The following is a 15106-nucleotide window of genomic DNA, read 5'->3' as shown; positions in this document are numbered from 1 at the left end:
TGCCGTGAACGTGCTAAAATGTCTGAGTAACGGCATAGGGTTTTGCCGCAAACCCGCCAAAATTCTGCATGAAGGTCACTTTTCCATGACTACCAAATCCCGCCTCGAACTGGATCAAGTTACGATTCGTTTTGCCGGAGATTCCGGAGATGGTATGCAACTCACCGGAACTCAATTTACGAATACCTCAGCCATTGTCGGCAATGATCTTGCCACCTTTCCCGATTTCCCCGCTGAAATTCGCGCCCCAGCCGGAACCCTCCCAGGGGTCTCCAGCTTTCAGGTTCAGATTGGTGAAGTAGAAATCTATACCCCTGGCGATGAACCCGATGTTTTGGTAGCAATGAATCCTGCCGCCCTCAAGGTGAATTTGCCGATTCTCCCCAAAGGGGCGACCGTTGTGATTGATGAATCTCAGTTTACGAGCCGAAATCTTGAAAAAGCGGGATATGCCAGCAACCCCCTGGAAGACAGCAGTTTGGAAGGCTACCGGCTGATCAAAGTTGATGTCACCAAGCTGACCTTAAATGCCCTCGAGTCCTTGGAAATTGACAACCGCTCAAAGGGGCGCTGCAAGAACTTCTTTGCCCTGGGCATGATGTATTGGATGTACAATCGCCCCCTGGGCCCGAGCAAAGATTGGATTGATCGCAAATTTTCGAAAAAACCCCTTTTGGCTGAAGCCAATAAACTTGCCATGCAGGCCGGTTATAACTATGCCAATACGGCAGAATTGATGCCCAGTTCGTTTGAAATCAAACCTGCATCAATTGAACCAGGCACCTACCGCAGCATTTCAGGCAACCAGTCTTTGGCCCTGGGTCTGATCGCAGCTTCCCGACAGGCCGGGATTCCCCTGTTTTTAGGCACCTACCCAATTACCCCCGCCAGCGATATCCTGCATGAGCTTTCCAAGCACAAAGAGTATGGTGTGATCACTTTTCAGGCCGAGGATGAAATTGCAGCGGTTTGCGCCTCAATCGGTGCCAGCTATGGGGGCGGACTGGCCGTCACCTCGACCTCTGGGCCTGGCATCTGCCTCAAGGCTGAAGCCATGGGTCTGGCGGTCAAAACAGAACTGCCCCTGGTGATTATTGATGTCCAGCGAGCAGGCCCCTCAACCGGCATGCCGACCAAAACCGAGCAATCCGATCTCATGCTCTCGCTCTATTCCCGCCACGGAGAGTCTCCTCTCTGCGTACTGGCCTGTAGCAAACCCACAGACTGTTTCGAGGTGGCCCTGGAAGCAGCCCGAATTGCAGTGACCTTCATGACCCCTGTGATTCTGCTTTCCGATGGCTATATTGCAAACGGAACCGGCCCCTGGAAGCTCCCGGATCTTGATCAACTGCCTGAAATTCAGGTCCGTCGCCCCAGTGATCCCACTGAATTCAAACCTTTTCAACGCAACGAAACCCATCTTGCCAGATCCTGGGCCATTCCCGGCATGCCTGGTTTTGAACACCGAATCGGAGGCCTGGAAGGTCAGGAAAACACGGGCAATGTCAGCTATGATCCACTGAACCATGAAAAAATGAGTCTGCTACGTGAAGAAAAAATTCAACGCATTGCAGATTTCATTCCCGAACAGGAAGTCACGGGCGAAGATAGTGGAGACGTGCTGGTGATTAGCTGGGGAGGCACCTACGGTGCAGTTTTCTCAGCCGTACAGCAGCTTCAGCGCGAAGGAAAATCTGTTTCACATGCCCACCTGCGTTATCTGAGCCCTTTTCCACGCAATCTTGAGAGCCTGATGAAAGGCTTTAAAAAGATTTTGGTTCCCGAACTCAATCTGGGTCAATTGGCCAAGGTCTTGAAATATACCTACGAACAGCCGATTGAATCTCTCTGTAAAATTCAAGGACAGCCCTTTAAAATTCGGGAAGTGAAGCAAAAAATTGAGCAACTGCTCGAACAGGAGAAGGAATGATGTCAGAAAACACAACCCTTACAAAAAAAGACTTCGCCTCTGATCAAGAGGTTCGTTGGTGTCCGGGCTGTGGCGATTATGCCATTCTGAACTCGATCCAATCCTTAATGCCCACGCTCGGAATTCCGAAGGAAAAAATTGTCTTTGTATCGGGAATTGGCTGCAGTTCTCGTTTCCCCTATTATATGTCTACCTATGGTTTTCACACCATTCATGGCCGGGCCGCAGCCATTGCCACGGGCCTGAAAACCATCAACCCCGATCTTTCGGTTTGGGTGATTACAGGGGATGGGGATTCGCTCTCAATCGGTGGCAATCACTTTATTCATGCGATTCGCCGCAATCTCGATGTGAATATTATTCTCTTCAATAACGAAATTTACGGTCTGACCAAAGGTCAGTATTCGCCCACCAGTCCCACAGGGCTGGTGACAAAATCCTCCCCCTATGGTTCTTTGGAGCGGAAATTTTCAGCAGCCAGTCTTTCGATTGGCGCAGAAGCCACCTTCTTCGCCCGCACCATCGATGCTGAGCCCAAATATATGCAGGAAATTCTGACCCGTGCAGCAGCCCACAAAGGCACTTCCGTGGTCGAAGTTTTACAAAACTGCGTGATCTTCAACGATGGTGCGCATAAACATATTACAGACCGTGCCAGCAAAGAAGAAAACCAACTGCGCCTTGAACATGGCAAACCGATGGTTTTTGGTGCCAAACGCGACAAGGGGATCCGCTTAAATGGCATTACGCCTGAAGTAGTCACCCTGGGTGAAAATGGCATCACCGAAGCCGATTTACTTGTGCACGACGAACGTGCGCAGGAGCCGACCTTGGCCTATTTTCTCAGTCGGATGCGTCCGCCTGAATTTCCTGCTCCTTTGGGGGTCTTCCGCTCGATTGAAGCCCCCAGCTATTCGGAGCAAGTGCACCGTCAAATTGAAGATGTCCGGGAGAAAAAAGGAGCAGGCGACCTTCGTAAACTGCTCTATTCCGGTGATACATGGGAAGTAAAGGAAAAACAATGAAATTACGTAAGAAAATATATATCGCCCTCTGCCTGAGTCTGAGTTTACAAATCATGCAGGGCTGCGCTTCGGCACAAGCCCCTGACCCCCAGGAAAGCAAAGCACCCCCGGTCGCAGAAGCGCCTGATCTGAAAACACCCAATCCCCAGAATGCCGACGAACTCTATGCCTATGCTGAAGCGCTTGAACGCAAAGGCGAAGAAGAAAAAGCAATGGGATTTTATGTACAGGCCACCCAAGTCAATCCCGATCATCTCAAATCTCAAATCGCCCTGGCTCAACTCTATGTCAAATTTAACCGCATGGATGAAGCGAAAGTGGCCTATGAGAGCATCTTACGTCTCGATCGCGAACATCCTTTTGTGGCCCAATACAAAGAGGCCCGCCTGAAATATTACAGCGCCCTGAATATTGCCCAAAACGAAGAATACGACAAAGCCCTGCAGTTGGTCAGCCAAGCCCCTCGCAATACGCCTTTGGATAAGGAAATTGACGAATCCACGCAAAAATGGAAAGCCATGCTGAACAATAAATCCGACGATAAAAAAGCGGATGAAATCATGCAACAAGCTTCTTTACTGGCATATAAGGGCAAATACAAGGACGCAATCGAGCTTTTAAAAACCGCCCCCAATGCCGATACCAACCCCACCATCCTCGCACGCCTGGAACAATGGAATAAGGCCATGAACGATGCCAGCCAAACGGTTCAACCGATTGGCCCAGGTGCTTCCACAAGCCCCAATACCTCCTCTCCCACTGCCAATATGCGCTTTGTCAATGCTGACAGCGTCAATATCCGCCAATCACCTTATCTCTATGCAGAATCGCTGGCCACGCTAAAACGCGGCGCACAGGTCGAAATTCTGATGGACAAGGCCTATGAATCAGATGGCTATCAGTGGAGCAAGGTCAAAAACAGCGAAGGGACCGTCGGTTGGGTTGCCGCCAATCTTTTGGTGACTTCATTGACGGCTGCTCCTCAGGCCACGCCCTTGCCTTCCCACCCTGAAACAAACAGCCAACCCGCCACCCGCCCTGTCGGCGAAAGAACGATAAATGGCGACAATATCAATATCCGTCGTTCGCCCTCCCTCAGCGGCACCTTGGTTTCAAGAGGCATGAGCGGAACCACCGTTGAACTGCTTGACAATAACCCCATCAAAGCCGATGGGTATTCCTGGATGCATATTCGCCTGCGGGATGGTCAGGAAGGCTGGGTTGCCGCCAATTTCCTGGGCAGCCCCAAACAGGTCGCCCCGCCTGCGGTCGGCCCCGGTAAAACACCCGTGGCACCGCCGGTAGCTCCCAGCTCCAGCAGCAAAACAAGCAGCATTGTCGGCAGCGATATCAATATCCGCAGTTTGCCCTCTACCCAAGGCAAAATTGTAGGCCGGGTTTCAGCCCCTGCCCAAGTCACCCTTCTGCCCAATAAACCCGTGAAGCAGGGCGGATATACCTGGCATGCGATCAAGCTGAGCAATGGCACCCAAGGCTGGATTGTTTCTCAATTCCTGAAAACAAGTGGAGCCACCGCAGCACCGGCCAAGGCCCCTGCGCAAACCAGCAGCCGCCGTCGCTTCATTCGCGGCGACAAGGTCAATATCCGCAAAGATTCAAATACCCAATCCAAAATCATTTTGGTGGCCTCTGAAGGCACGCCTGTAACTCTGCTTTCCGATAAATTGGTCAAAAGCCAGGGTTTTTCATGGGCCAAAATCCGTTTGCCCAATGGTGAAATTGGCTGGGTAGCAGCCCAGTTTATCGGACGTTAATCAGTCAGGGGGGGAAGGCGAGCTTTCCCCCCCCTGACTGGATTATGCTAAGATAGGGTGTGCATAAATCGCAGAGTGCAGAAAAGGAGATCGGGTGGATCAGTTTTTACAGTCCTTGGACAGTCAGCTTTCAAAGACCGATCGCGACAGTGATTTTGGTTTGGCTTGGTCTGAGGGCATGCGTGCGCTTTCTGAAGCCCAAGAACTTGAAGGCAACGAACGCCAGGAAAAACTCGTTCAATCCTGCGATAAATTTATTATGGCCATTCAATATGGCCGCTCACGCCCTGAGCCCTTCCTGGGCATGGCCTATCTCCTGACCATTCTTGAAGATTATCACTCCGCAGGCAAATACGTGCGTATCGCCCTGCGCCTGGCGCCTGATTTCCCTGAAGCCTTGGATTTAAACCGCCTGATTGATACCTGCTCTGTGGTTTCAAATGCCTTTGCAGATCTCAGTGAACTCTGTATGATTGCAGGCGTTCGCATGGAGGAAATCTCCCCTGAAACAGCCAATTTAAATCTGAAAGATCTGTATACCAAAACAGAAACCCTGCTCTATACCCAACAGCAGCTTTTAGATTATGAGCCCGCCCCTGAAATCATCGTTCGCAGTGAAGAACTGGCTGAGTTGGAACACCGCTCCCATGAACTGCAGGCCTTTTCTACGGGAATTCGCCAAAGGCTTGATATCCTCGTTAAAGAATACGATGTTCAGAAACTAGTCGCCGCACTCGAAAAAATTGAAGCGCTGGCCCAGTATTACGCCAAAAGCTTAAAAATTTCGCGTCAATTGGCCGAGATGAGTGAATGGGTTAAACAGGACTTTAAACTGCTCACCCGCCATATTATTCAATTGCGCATGCACTCCAGTGCAGAGTCAGTGGCGCGGGCTGAGCAATTTGACGCAGAACTGGATGCACGCTACCAAAAAATCGTACTGGCGATTCAGGAATTGGATGAGCACACCCGTGAGCGTTTTGAAGACCAGATCAACTTTGAACACCTGGATCAACAGCGCACCAATTTCCAGCAATTGCTAGATGCCACACGCCGTCGCGTACATATGCCACACGCCTGATGCCGATTTTTAATACCCCTCAAACCCTGGTTGCCGCCTGCTCATTTGGTCTTGAAGCTTTGGTCAGCGAAGAACTGCGTAATTTGGGCATTGAAATTCTTCAAACTGAAAACGGCAAGGTTCGTTTTCGCGGAGGCCAGGCCGAACTCGCCAAAGCCTTGCTTTGGCTACGCACAGCCGATCGGATTGGGATTGAATTGGCAAGTTTTCCCGCAGAAAACTTTGATGAACTTTTTGATCAAACCTGTGCTTTGCCCTGGGAAGACTGGTTGCCCCCCGACGCAGTGATGCATATTACCGGACGCTCGCATAAATCCAAGCTTTTCAGTGTACGCGACTGCCAGGCCCTGGTGAAAAAAGCCCTGATCAAAGCCATGCAGCGCAAATACAAACTGCAAACCTTTCCTGAAGACGGGGCGCTGTATAAAATCGAAATCTCCATGCTGAATGATCAGGCCACCCTGATGCTCGATACCACCGGCCCGAGCTTGCACAAACGCGGCTACCGCAGTGATGCCGGTGAAGCCCCCCTGAAAGAAACCCTGGCAGCAGCTTTGGTTCTACTCAGTCGCTGGGAGCCCTCTCGGATTCTCTGTGATCCCTGCTGTGGTTCAGGTACGATCGCCATCGAAGCAGCCTTGATTGGACTGAACCGTGCACCGGGCTTAAAGCGTAAATTCACAGCAGAAACCTGGCCTGAAGCCGATCTCAAACTCTGGAAAACCCTGCGCACCCAGGCCCAAGAACAGGAGCTTCCTGGCGATTTTCGCATCCTGGCCTCAGACAGTGACAGCAAAGTTCTGCGCAAAGCCCGTCAAAATGCCCAAAATGCAGGGGTCAGTGATCAGGTCGCCATTCAAACCTTGAATTTATCTGAATTTCGCTCCCGGAAAAAATATGGGGTCTTGATCACCAATCCACCCTATGGCGAACGAATCGGTGAAAAAGCTGAAGTATTGGCGCTGTATAAAGATCTGAAAGCCCTGATGGACAGCCAGGAAACCTGGTCATGGTTTGTGCTCAGTGCAGATCATGGTTTAGAAACGGCGATCAACCGGCAAGCCAGTAAACGCCGCAAACTCTTCAATGGCAAAATTCCCTGCCAATATTTTCAGTTCTTTGGGCCTTTCCCCTCCCGCCACGATTTCGCGCGCGACGAAGCATAAATTACCCGCATCACGTCTTTGCCAGGATCCTGACGGTCATAGGGTTCTAAAAAGCCGTAGAACTGATCAGGTTTGCGACCCTGCCCCAAATCAGGTTTGAGTGCCAGATAGACCGTATCCCGAATGCTTTCACGCAAACCAAAATAATCAGGTTGGCTGGGCCCAAAGCCTATACGCAATGCCAATTTCCCAATATCTTCGTGGGAATATATTCGGGTATTGGGAATCTCAAACAAATCTTGAAGGGTCTGAACCAAATCCACTGCACTTTCCAATTGAGCCTTTTCACCCGCCTGCCAACGCTGAATAATCGAGCCCTTACGTGTCTGCAAGCCCTGCTCAGACCAGAGACTGGCTGTTCCCACCAATTCGATCCCGACGGCCTGATCATCAATCCCAGCCTGCCCTTTGCTGATGCGATTCAAAGGGCTGTATTGATAAATCTGGCCCTGGGGATCAATGCTAAAATGGGTCCAGGCTCCCCCCAGGTATTGCTGCGAAGTATTGCGATTAAAAATCGCGAAGGCATGGGCCTCATCTTCTCCCTCGGTGGAATGCAAGACAATCAGACGGGGTGAAAAAGGCGCTTTGCTGGCCTGTTTGAGACCATAGCGCCAGTCAAAATAAACCTCGGCCCCTGCACGCCGAAAGGCAAATTGGGGGTTCTGAAACAAACCGATCGGTTTGTGAGTGAGCCGACGTCCCTGAAGGGTTTTACCCAGCCAAGCCAACTTGGGCTGGTAAACCAGGGGCAATACGGCCTTGGTTTGCAGCCCCAATTCAAGCCCAGCCGACTGCCCAAAGGGGTCTTGAGGGCGCCAGGGCGGAGGCAAAGCGTGGGGCTTGGGTACGAAAACAGCGAGCAAGAAACAAACCAGTGCCACCACTCCCACGCCGATCAGACCTTCTTGGGCTTTATCTGTAGGATGGGCGAGGCTGTCTGGCAGACACAGAAGAAAAATGCCTGCACTTAAAAGACCCAGGGTCAGAAAGAGTTCAAAGAGCAAAACGCAAGTACTCGCCAATATTTAAATTCAGGCTCTGCAGACGTTCAGGCTGTAACTCCAAGACCTGACGGGCCCCTTTGATCACAGGGCTGAAGCGACCGGGAGCCATGTCTAGAATCAAATGCAGAATTTTCCCATCCTTGTCGAGAAAAACAACGCCAATACTAAACTTCATTCCCATCGTATGTACAGAATGACAGGGTCGAATTAAGAGTCCTTGATCTGGGGCGATACTTTTGCGCCCCAGCAGCCCTTTTAAACGCGAGAAAAAATGATTGGCCAATATGACGTTTTCTAAAACCTTCTGCTCACCGCGCCAGGCACAGAGGGTGGGTTTAGCCATTGACAGGGGTAACGACTGGGCGATTCACCCCATACCAATCGCTCTGGTAAAACCAATAGGGTTGATCGCCATGACCGGGACCATAGGGGCCATCGTTGGAGGCTGGAGAAACGGCTTCCACCAGATTGCAGACATCGTGGTTGATAGCTCCCCATCTGCCCCCATAGCTGAACCAAGGCTGTTCGCGAATATTGGCCAGATTGCCCTGAGAGGTATCGATCTTTTGCCCTAAACCATCGTTGATATCATAGGTTTTAAAGCCCGCCAGGTTCTGCATAAAATAACGGCCCGGACGGGGATAGGTGGCATGCGAGCCATTGGCAGGATAGACCTGCACATGCGTTCCTTGAAAAGCAAGTTGCCCCTGGCGGAACCACTTGCGATCAAGATGTTGAAAACGGGTATGCTGCGAAAGATAGATATCGTCGATGGCGTTCAAATAGTCCTGCTCTGTACGCGCTTTTTGAAAGATCTGGGTATTGATCCGCAGGCTCATATGTTCCCAGTCTGCTTCGTGATTTCCACATTTTTGCACAATGCCACCGGGTGGCCCGCCCAGCATTTTGGTATCGTTATAGGAATAGAAAAACCAGTACTGAAGATAGGTAAAGGCCCCATTTTCAGTTTTATTGACATAGACAGTGTTTTGAAATGCTGCGCGCTGGCGGCGGGCATTGAGAAAGAGTAAATAATCCTGACCAAAACGGTTCAAAACAGGTTGGGCGTATTTACTTAGTTCAGGCCCCTGAACCAAGGGTTCAACGGTGATGCTTTTTTTAGAAAAATCGCCCTGTAAACTGACACCCACACGCATATGGGCTTCAACAGAAGTCAAAGGTGAAGGCTCACGCGAATCGAGAATCACGATCGGCGCATAGATTTTTTCCATGGCTTGGCTTCCAGGGGGATAAAAAGGAAGATCAGGCAGTGGCAAATCGAGATCAGGCAGCGGGGCAGGCGTCTCTGTGGGTGCAGAAGGCTGGGGCTGAGGAACAGCTGGCAGGCTGGGTACCCGCCCACAAGAGGAGAGCAGTGCCGCACTGATCAGGAGTTTTAATAAGGGTCTGGCGCGGCCCATGCTGACTAATCCTCAAGACCACGGTAATCAGGGCGAACTGAGCCTGATCTTGAAATTGAGCGAATCCGTTGGAACTCTTCCACATAGGCCTGGGTAATGGCAGGCGCATTGCGAATAATCAGAAAATTCTCATTGTTCGAATTTTCAGCATTGTTGGAATAGTTATAGGAACCTGTAATCACCGTATCATCGACGATAATCACCTTGTGGTGAAGCAAAGCTTCATTGCCATCTTTGCGCATATCCATCCCATCGGCTTTTAAAGGGTTAAACAAGGTATAGCGACTGGCTCCCAACCAGCTGTCAAATACCCCAGAAATTTGAACCCCTTGTTTTTGCTTGGCCTCAATCAGAGCACCGGCACTTTGATCGGTCAGGGAAAAGGTCATAAACATGATCCGTTTTCTGGCATTGCCCAATTCTCTTAAAACCGCTTCCTGGCCGCCGCCGCGAGGTGAAAAATAGACATCCACTGTCGCAGAGCCAATTTTGACACGGGGATAGGGCACCTGACGGGGAGGATTGGGGCCAAAGATACGTTGTGTAAACAGGCGCTCAAATTCAGCGGTATAACTGGCAGCCAACTGTGCAGACCGCAGGCTCAGGGCATTGTTATTGTGATGAAAAAGGCTGCTATCGGTCAGATTGGTAGAACCCGTCCAAACCGATTGGCTGTCCACAACCAAAAATTTATTGTGCATAATGCCAGAGCGTTTATCGTCAACGATCGGGATCCCTGCTTTTTTCAATTGGGTAATCGCGACACGGGGCGGGCCAGCAGGGCCTGAATTTTTTGCCGTCAGATTATCGGTATCCGTCACCAGACGAACACGCACGCCGCGTTTGCGGGCCCGTAACAGAGCAGCAACAACGTCTTGATTGTCAATATCGTAAAAAGAACCATCCAGGGTTTTGCGAGCAGAATCGATCAAGCGAATCAACATGGCGCTGGGGCCGTTGGCATCTTGGCGTGAAACTGCCTCGTTTTCAGCTATCGTACGGCCATAAGCTTTTACAAAACTGACTTGAATCCCGGCAGCAGATTGGGCTTGAAGAGAAGGGGCACGCATGGCCTGAAGCATTTGGGGGGCAGCATAAGCTTGGGGCGCATATTGCATAGCAGAAAGAGGGATTTGAGAACCACCACAACCCACCAAACCCACCAAAGCCAGGGTTCCGGTCAGGAATTTTTGCAAGCGGGAACTTTGTTTCAGTTTCATAGGGGCCTCTCTCTACGCCAAAATTAAATATACGCTGCCGATACTTAACTTATCTGGCTGGAGAGCAAGAAACTGAACGGATTTTACCGATTATTGAATAAATGTTAAACGCAAAATAACCTTAGAGCACCCGCAGTAAAAAGGCCTTTAAATATTCACCTTCAGGATGAAAAAGAGACACCGGATGATCCGGTGGATGACCCAATCTTTGTAAAATCTGAACCTGTCGCCCCGATTCGGTGGCTGCAGAAAAAAGAATTTTTTGAAAGAGTTCCCAATCCAGATAATGCGAACAGGAACAGGTTAAAAGCAAGCCATCCGCAACACTTTGACGCATGGCAATCCGGTTGATATCCTGGTAGGCCCGCGTGGCCTGTTTGAGATGGGATTTATGCTTCACAAAAGCGGGAGGATCCAGCACAATCACGTCAAACTCAGGCTCCATCTGACGCAGATAGTCAAAAACATTGGCGGTGACAAACTGGTGTTCTTCAGGGTTGAGACCATTCAAGCGAAAATTTTCACGTGCCAATTCCTGGGCTGGTTCAGAAATTTCAACAGAACAGGTCTGTGCGCCCTTCAGGGCAGCGTGCAGGCTGAAGCCCCCTGTATAAGAAAAACAGTTTAAAAGACGCTTGCCTGCCGCCAAACGTCCGATCAAAGCCCGGTTGTCGCGCTGGTCAATAAAGAATCCGGTTTTCTGTCCGGCCAATAGATCCACTGAAAAGCGGGCAGCATCTTCAAACACCTCGGTTCGGGGGGCCTCCGGCCCACTTAATACCGCCCGCACAGGTTCCAACCCCTCTTCTTTCAAACCCGCCGATTCACTGCGTTCGATCATGCCTTCGGGTTGCAAAAGCTCATGAAGCAGTTCAAGCAAAAGCGGTTTGATACGGGCCATGCCCAAACATGAAATCTGCAAAACAAGAAAAGGCCCATAGGCATCCACCACCAAGCCGGGTAAACCGTCAGCCTCGCCGTGAACCAAACGCAGGGCATTGCTTGTAAGTTTTAAATTCTGGCGAAACTGAATCGCAGCCCGCAAACGCTCCCGGAAAAAATCAGGGTTCAGCTCCGCTTTGCGAAAACTGATCAGGCGCATCACGATCTGGGAATGGGGATTGTAAAAACCCTGCGCTAAAAATTCTCCCCTGTGAGAAACCAGAGTGAGCAGATCACCCGGCTCGGCTTCTCCCTCAAGGGTCGCAATCGCCCCCGAAAAAACCCAAGGGTGTCGCCCCTGGACAGATTTCTCGCGCCCAGGTTTCAGTTTGAGTCGGGCCTGCTGATTCTCCATCGATTTAAAGCACCTCGGCAGGCTCTGCAGACACCGGTTCTGAATCGCTCACCGCTCCTGCATCGCCAGAGCGAAAGGTTTCTATGCCTTTAGAGACACCTGCTTTGGCCACAAGAAAACAGTGGCGAAGGCCTGATTTGAGTTTACCCAGATAGCCCATCGCTTCACGGGCATTTTCACCCAAAGCCTGATACGTATTACCTGCTTCATCCATGGCAAGATTCGATTTATGCAGAATTTCATTGACATCCTGCAAAGCTGGTTTCACCTCCTGGGTCAGCTCTTTGACAAGCCCCAAAATCTGACGCAGGTCCAAAAGCACTTGCACCAATTGCCAACATAAAATCGAGACCGAGGCCAGAGTCAGGCCAATTAAAATCCCCAATAAAATCCAGGAAGCCATTATGCTTTTCCTCCTTTGGGAGCCGATTGCTTTTGACGCAATTCCTGGTGTTTTTCACGCGCAGCCTGTTTGCCGGCCTGAAGCGCGCCCAGAAGCAGACTCCAGCGTTCCTGCACCTGAGAGAGCAGGTCGCCACTGTTCTTTTGCGCCTGGTGCCGTGTTTCATTCACGACCTTGCTCGCACCTTCACGGCGTTGGTTCAAATTTTCTGAAAGTAAATGACGGCTTTCTGCGCCTGAACGTGGAGCCAGTAAAAGCCCCACGGCACCACCCGCTGCAGCGCCCAATAAAAATCCAATCAAGAAAGGAAAAAAACGCCCCTTGCGTCGGGACTTTCCGGTTTTCGCTCGACTCATGCTTTCATTTCTCCTTAAGACCGGTGGGTACGGGGGCTATTGAGGTAATCCCGGAGACGTTCCACCAGTTCATCAATACCTTCTTTGGCCAGGGTCTGCCACCAGATATGCCGGTTCAAAAACCTGAAAACCAACGCCAAAGCCCCAGTACGACCCAAAAGGAGCGCAACTGAGAGAATGACGCGAAAGACCGTTAAAAGACGGGCCTGAAGATGCAGTTCAGAAAGAATTCCCAAGGCTTCGTTCATCTGGTCTTTGACAATGGCCAGTTCCTGACGGGCTTCCTTGAGTTCCTGCTGAACCTCTCTCTGTTCTTGCTGTAGATTTTTCAGTTCAGGTAAAATGACGGATTTTCGCAGCCAAAAGACACCCAGGGCAGAAAGCAAACCTAAAATACTCAGGCTGAGGCTGAGCAAAGCGATCGGGTGAGAAAGCGTCAAGGGCGCGTTCATCATTAAATTAAAGGATGCTTGTAACGAGGACATCTTTGGGGCCTTTTTCCGGCAGAATTATTCAGAGGAAAACAGTCAGTGGCATGCGCCTGACTCAGTCAGAATACCACAGACCCCTAAGACGGGCCAGAACTCTTGAGCAGTGAAACCATTCCCCAAGGAGAAGGCAAAACCACTTTGACCAAATTGTGACAGGAAAAAGACCTGCCTGAGATAGTCACTGGGATCGGGACACATCTCAAGGAAATATAATAAAAGTATGAATATTTCACTCTCTTCCCCCCAAGCCCCCTGGCTTAAACAGGGTATCAATGCCAATCAATTTGAAGAAATCGCAAATATCACGGTTGCTTTTCTAGGGCTTTTTCTCAGCCTAATAGGGTTTGCCGTGCTCATGGCCTTCAGCACCATGACCCGCCACTGGCAACCGATTGTCGCCAGCTCAGTCTATGGAACCACCTTGATTCTGCTTTTTGCCGCCTCGATTCTTTACCATGGCTCTTTGGCCACAGATATGGTGCATAAAAAAGCCTTTCAAATCATTGACCATTGCGCAATTTACCTTTTGATTGCGGGTTCGTTTACCCCCATGGGTCTGGTTGTGCTCAAGGATCACCCCAGCGGGTTGCCCATGTTGGGTCTGCTCTGGCTGATCGCAGGTCTGGGCTGCCTGCACAAGATTTTCATGCCCATGGGCAATAATCTGCTTTCAACCCTGGCCTATGTCGGTATGGGATGGTCAATCACGCTGGTATTCGCGCCCTTGCAGGCCGGTTTACAGTCGGGGGGCATCCAGTTGATTGTCGCAGGCGGGATCTTTTATACCCTGGGCTCTGTCTTTTATCTCTATGATCATAAATTCCGCATGGCACATGCCCTTTGGCATGGATTCGTGCTGGCAGGTAGTCTCAGCCACTACCTCGCGATTCTGCTTTTCGTGGTCATGCCCGGTGCCCGTTTAATCGGCTAAGCCACCTTTCTCACGTCAGCAAAGTGAGCTAGACTGCTTGTATCCTGGCAAGACCTGAGGCAAAAATGAAAGCCATGCTGATCTATAACCCGGTTGCGGGCCAAATCTGGCAACAGTTTCAACCCGAAACTGCCAAGACCTATCTTGAAGCACGGGGCTGGCAAGTGGATATTGAACCCACGCAAAAAATAGGCGGGGGAGCAGATTTAGCACGCAAAGCCGCCCGCCAGCAATACGATATCGTGATCGCAGCGGGCGGAGATGGCACCATCAATGAAGTCGCCCAAGGTTTGGTCAATACCCCCGTCAAACTGGGTTTTTTGCCTGTAGGAACCACCAATGTCCTGGCCCGAGAATTCAACGTACCGCAAAACTATGAAGAAGCCCTTGAATACCTGCCCCAGGCGCAAAGCCAATTGATTGACCTGGGCAAGATCAATCAGCGCTATTTTCTCTTGATGGCCGGGGTCGGCTACGACGCTGAAATTCTGATGCGGGTCAATAAACAGCTCAAAACTGTTGCTGGCAAACTGGCAGTCTTTACCTCAGGGGTAGAAAATCTCTTTTACCACAAACCCTTCACCCTCAAACTGCGCTTTGAAGATGCCCAAGGCAAGCGCCACCGCCTGAAACGCACGGTGATGCAAATTTTTGTCAGCAATGCCTCGACCTATGCCACGGATTATAAAATTGCAGAACAGGCCGTCATGGACGATGGCCTGCTGGAATTGCATATTTTTAAAAGCAAACGCTTCAGAGATACTTTCTATTCGCTGATCTCGCTGCTGCTGCGCCGCCACAAGGAATGGGTAGATTTTGAACACTATTCGATTCGCAAATTGCGAATCTTAGCGCGCAAACCCGTTCCAATTCAGGTCGATGGAGATTTGGTGGGGTATACCCCTGTCTCAATTGAAATCGTGCCCAAGGCCCTGCATATTCTCGCCCCCCGGCGGGAAGATCCGCCTCAAATTGAGTGAAACAAGCGGAGGCAACTCAAGGC

At 50.6% G+C, this 15106-nt stretch carries 15 protein-coding genes; 7 read left to right on the top strand and 8 right to left on the bottom strand.

The window, feature by feature from the left end; translation table 11 throughout:
- The first annotated feature begins 85 nt into the window (after window positions 1-85).
- The 5 genes from COW20_16055 to COW20_16035 all read left to right on the top strand — a co-directional run bounded on the left by COW20_16055 (window position 86) and on the right by COW20_16035 (window position 6977).
- Window positions 86-1930 carry a 2-oxoglutarate ferredoxin oxidoreductase subunit alpha gene (locus COW20_16055; protein ID PIW46601.1) on the top strand — a complete coding sequence of 615 codons (1845 nt, stop codon included), beginning with the start codon at window positions 86-88 and terminating at the stop codon, window positions 1928-1930.
- Entirely contained in the window at window positions 1930-2955 is a 1026-nt protein-coding gene (locus COW20_16050; GenBank protein PIW46434.1) for a 2-oxoacid:ferredoxin oxidoreductase subunit beta, read from the top strand. The genes COW20_16055 and COW20_16050 overlap by 1 nt, the downstream gene beginning before the upstream one ends.
- On the top strand, window positions 2931-4730 hold the full coding sequence (locus tag COW20_16045) for a hypothetical protein (protein PIW46433.1): 1800 nt from the start codon (window positions 2931-2933) through the stop codon (window positions 4728-4730). Before COW20_16050 ends, COW20_16045 begins: the two co-directional genes overlap by 25 nt.
- 94 nt (window positions 4731-4824) lie before the next feature.
- The gene (locus tag COW20_16040) at window positions 4825-5811 is read left to right on the top strand and encodes a hypothetical protein (protein ID PIW46432.1); all 987 of its coding nucleotides are present in this window, start codon (window positions 4825-4827) and stop codon (window positions 5809-5811) included.
- Window positions 5811-6977: an RNA methyltransferase gene (locus COW20_16035; protein ID PIW46431.1), complete on the top strand. Its 1167-nt coding sequence runs from the start codon at window positions 5811-5813 to the stop codon at window positions 6975-6977. Before COW20_16040 ends, COW20_16035 begins: the two co-directional genes overlap by 1 nt.
- Here the strand turns inward: COW20_16035 and COW20_16030 are convergent.
- The 8 genes from COW20_16030 to COW20_15995 form a co-directional block, all read right to left on the bottom strand.
- On the bottom strand, window positions 6923-8005 hold the full coding sequence (locus tag COW20_16030) for a hypothetical protein (GenBank protein ID PIW46430.1): 1083 nt from the start codon (window positions 8003-8005) through the stop codon (window positions 6923-6925). The genes COW20_16035 and COW20_16030 overlap by 55 nt on opposite strands.
- Window positions 7974-8327 (bottom strand): hypothetical protein, encoded by a 354-nt coding sequence (locus tag COW20_16025; protein PIW46429.1) that lies wholly within the window; start codon window positions 8325-8327, stop codon window positions 7974-7976. Before COW20_16025 ends, COW20_16030 begins: the two co-directional genes overlap by 32 nt.
- The gene (locus tag COW20_16020) at window positions 8320-9405 is read right to left on the bottom strand and encodes a hypothetical protein (GenBank protein PIW46428.1); all 1086 of its coding nucleotides are present in this window, start codon (window positions 9403-9405) and stop codon (window positions 8320-8322) included. Before COW20_16020 ends, COW20_16025 begins: the two co-directional genes overlap by 8 nt.
- Before the next feature lie 5 nt (window positions 9406-9410).
- A complete protein-coding gene (locus COW20_16015; GenBank protein ID PIW46427.1) occupies window positions 9411-10625 on the bottom strand; it encodes a hypothetical protein in 1215 nt (404 codons plus the stop codon).
- Window positions 10626-10746: 121 nt separating this feature from the next.
- A complete protein-coding gene (locus tag COW20_16010; GenBank protein ID PIW46426.1) occupies window positions 10747-11922 on the bottom strand; it encodes a hypothetical protein in 1176 nt (391 codons plus the stop codon).
- 4 nt (window positions 11923-11926) lie between these two features.
- The gene (locus tag COW20_16005; GenBank protein ID PIW46425.1) at window positions 11927-12325 is read right to left on the bottom strand and encodes a hypothetical protein; all 399 of its coding nucleotides are present in this window, start codon (window positions 12323-12325) and stop codon (window positions 11927-11929) included.
- Window positions 12325-12681 carry a gas vesicle protein gene (locus tag COW20_16000; GenBank protein PIW46424.1) on the bottom strand — a complete coding sequence of 119 codons (357 nt, stop codon included), beginning with the start codon at window positions 12679-12681 and terminating at the stop codon, window positions 12325-12327. Before COW20_16000 ends, COW20_16005 begins: the two co-directional genes overlap by 1 nt.
- Window positions 12682-12695: 14 nt before the next feature.
- Window positions 12696-13136, bottom strand: coding sequence for a hypothetical protein (locus COW20_15995; GenBank protein ID PIW46423.1), 441 nt, complete (start codon window positions 13134-13136; stop codon window positions 12696-12698).
- A gap of 256 nt (window positions 13137-13392) precedes the next feature.
- Here COW20_15995 and COW20_15990 point away from each other — a divergent pair, with 256 nt between their 5' ends.
- Both COW20_15990 and COW20_15985 read left to right on the top strand, forming a co-directional pair.
- Window positions 13393-14103 carry a hemolysin D gene (locus COW20_15990; GenBank protein PIW46422.1) on the top strand — a complete coding sequence of 237 codons (711 nt, stop codon included), beginning with the start codon at window positions 13393-13395 and terminating at the stop codon, window positions 14101-14103.
- 65 nt (window positions 14104-14168) lie between these two features.
- Window positions 14169-15083, top strand: a complete 915-nt coding sequence (locus COW20_15985; GenBank protein PIW46421.1) for a hypothetical protein — start codon at window positions 14169-14171, stop codon at window positions 15081-15083.
- The last annotated feature ends 23 nt before the right edge of the window (window positions 15084-15106 follow it).

The organism is bacterium (Candidatus Blackallbacteria) CG13_big_fil_rev_8_21_14_2_50_49_14, assembly GCA_002783405.1.
In the GTDB taxonomy this organism is placed as follows: domain Bacteria; phylum Cyanobacteriota; class Sericytochromatia; order UBA7694; family UBA7694.
This window is presented reverse-complemented; position numbering and strand designations above follow the sequence as displayed.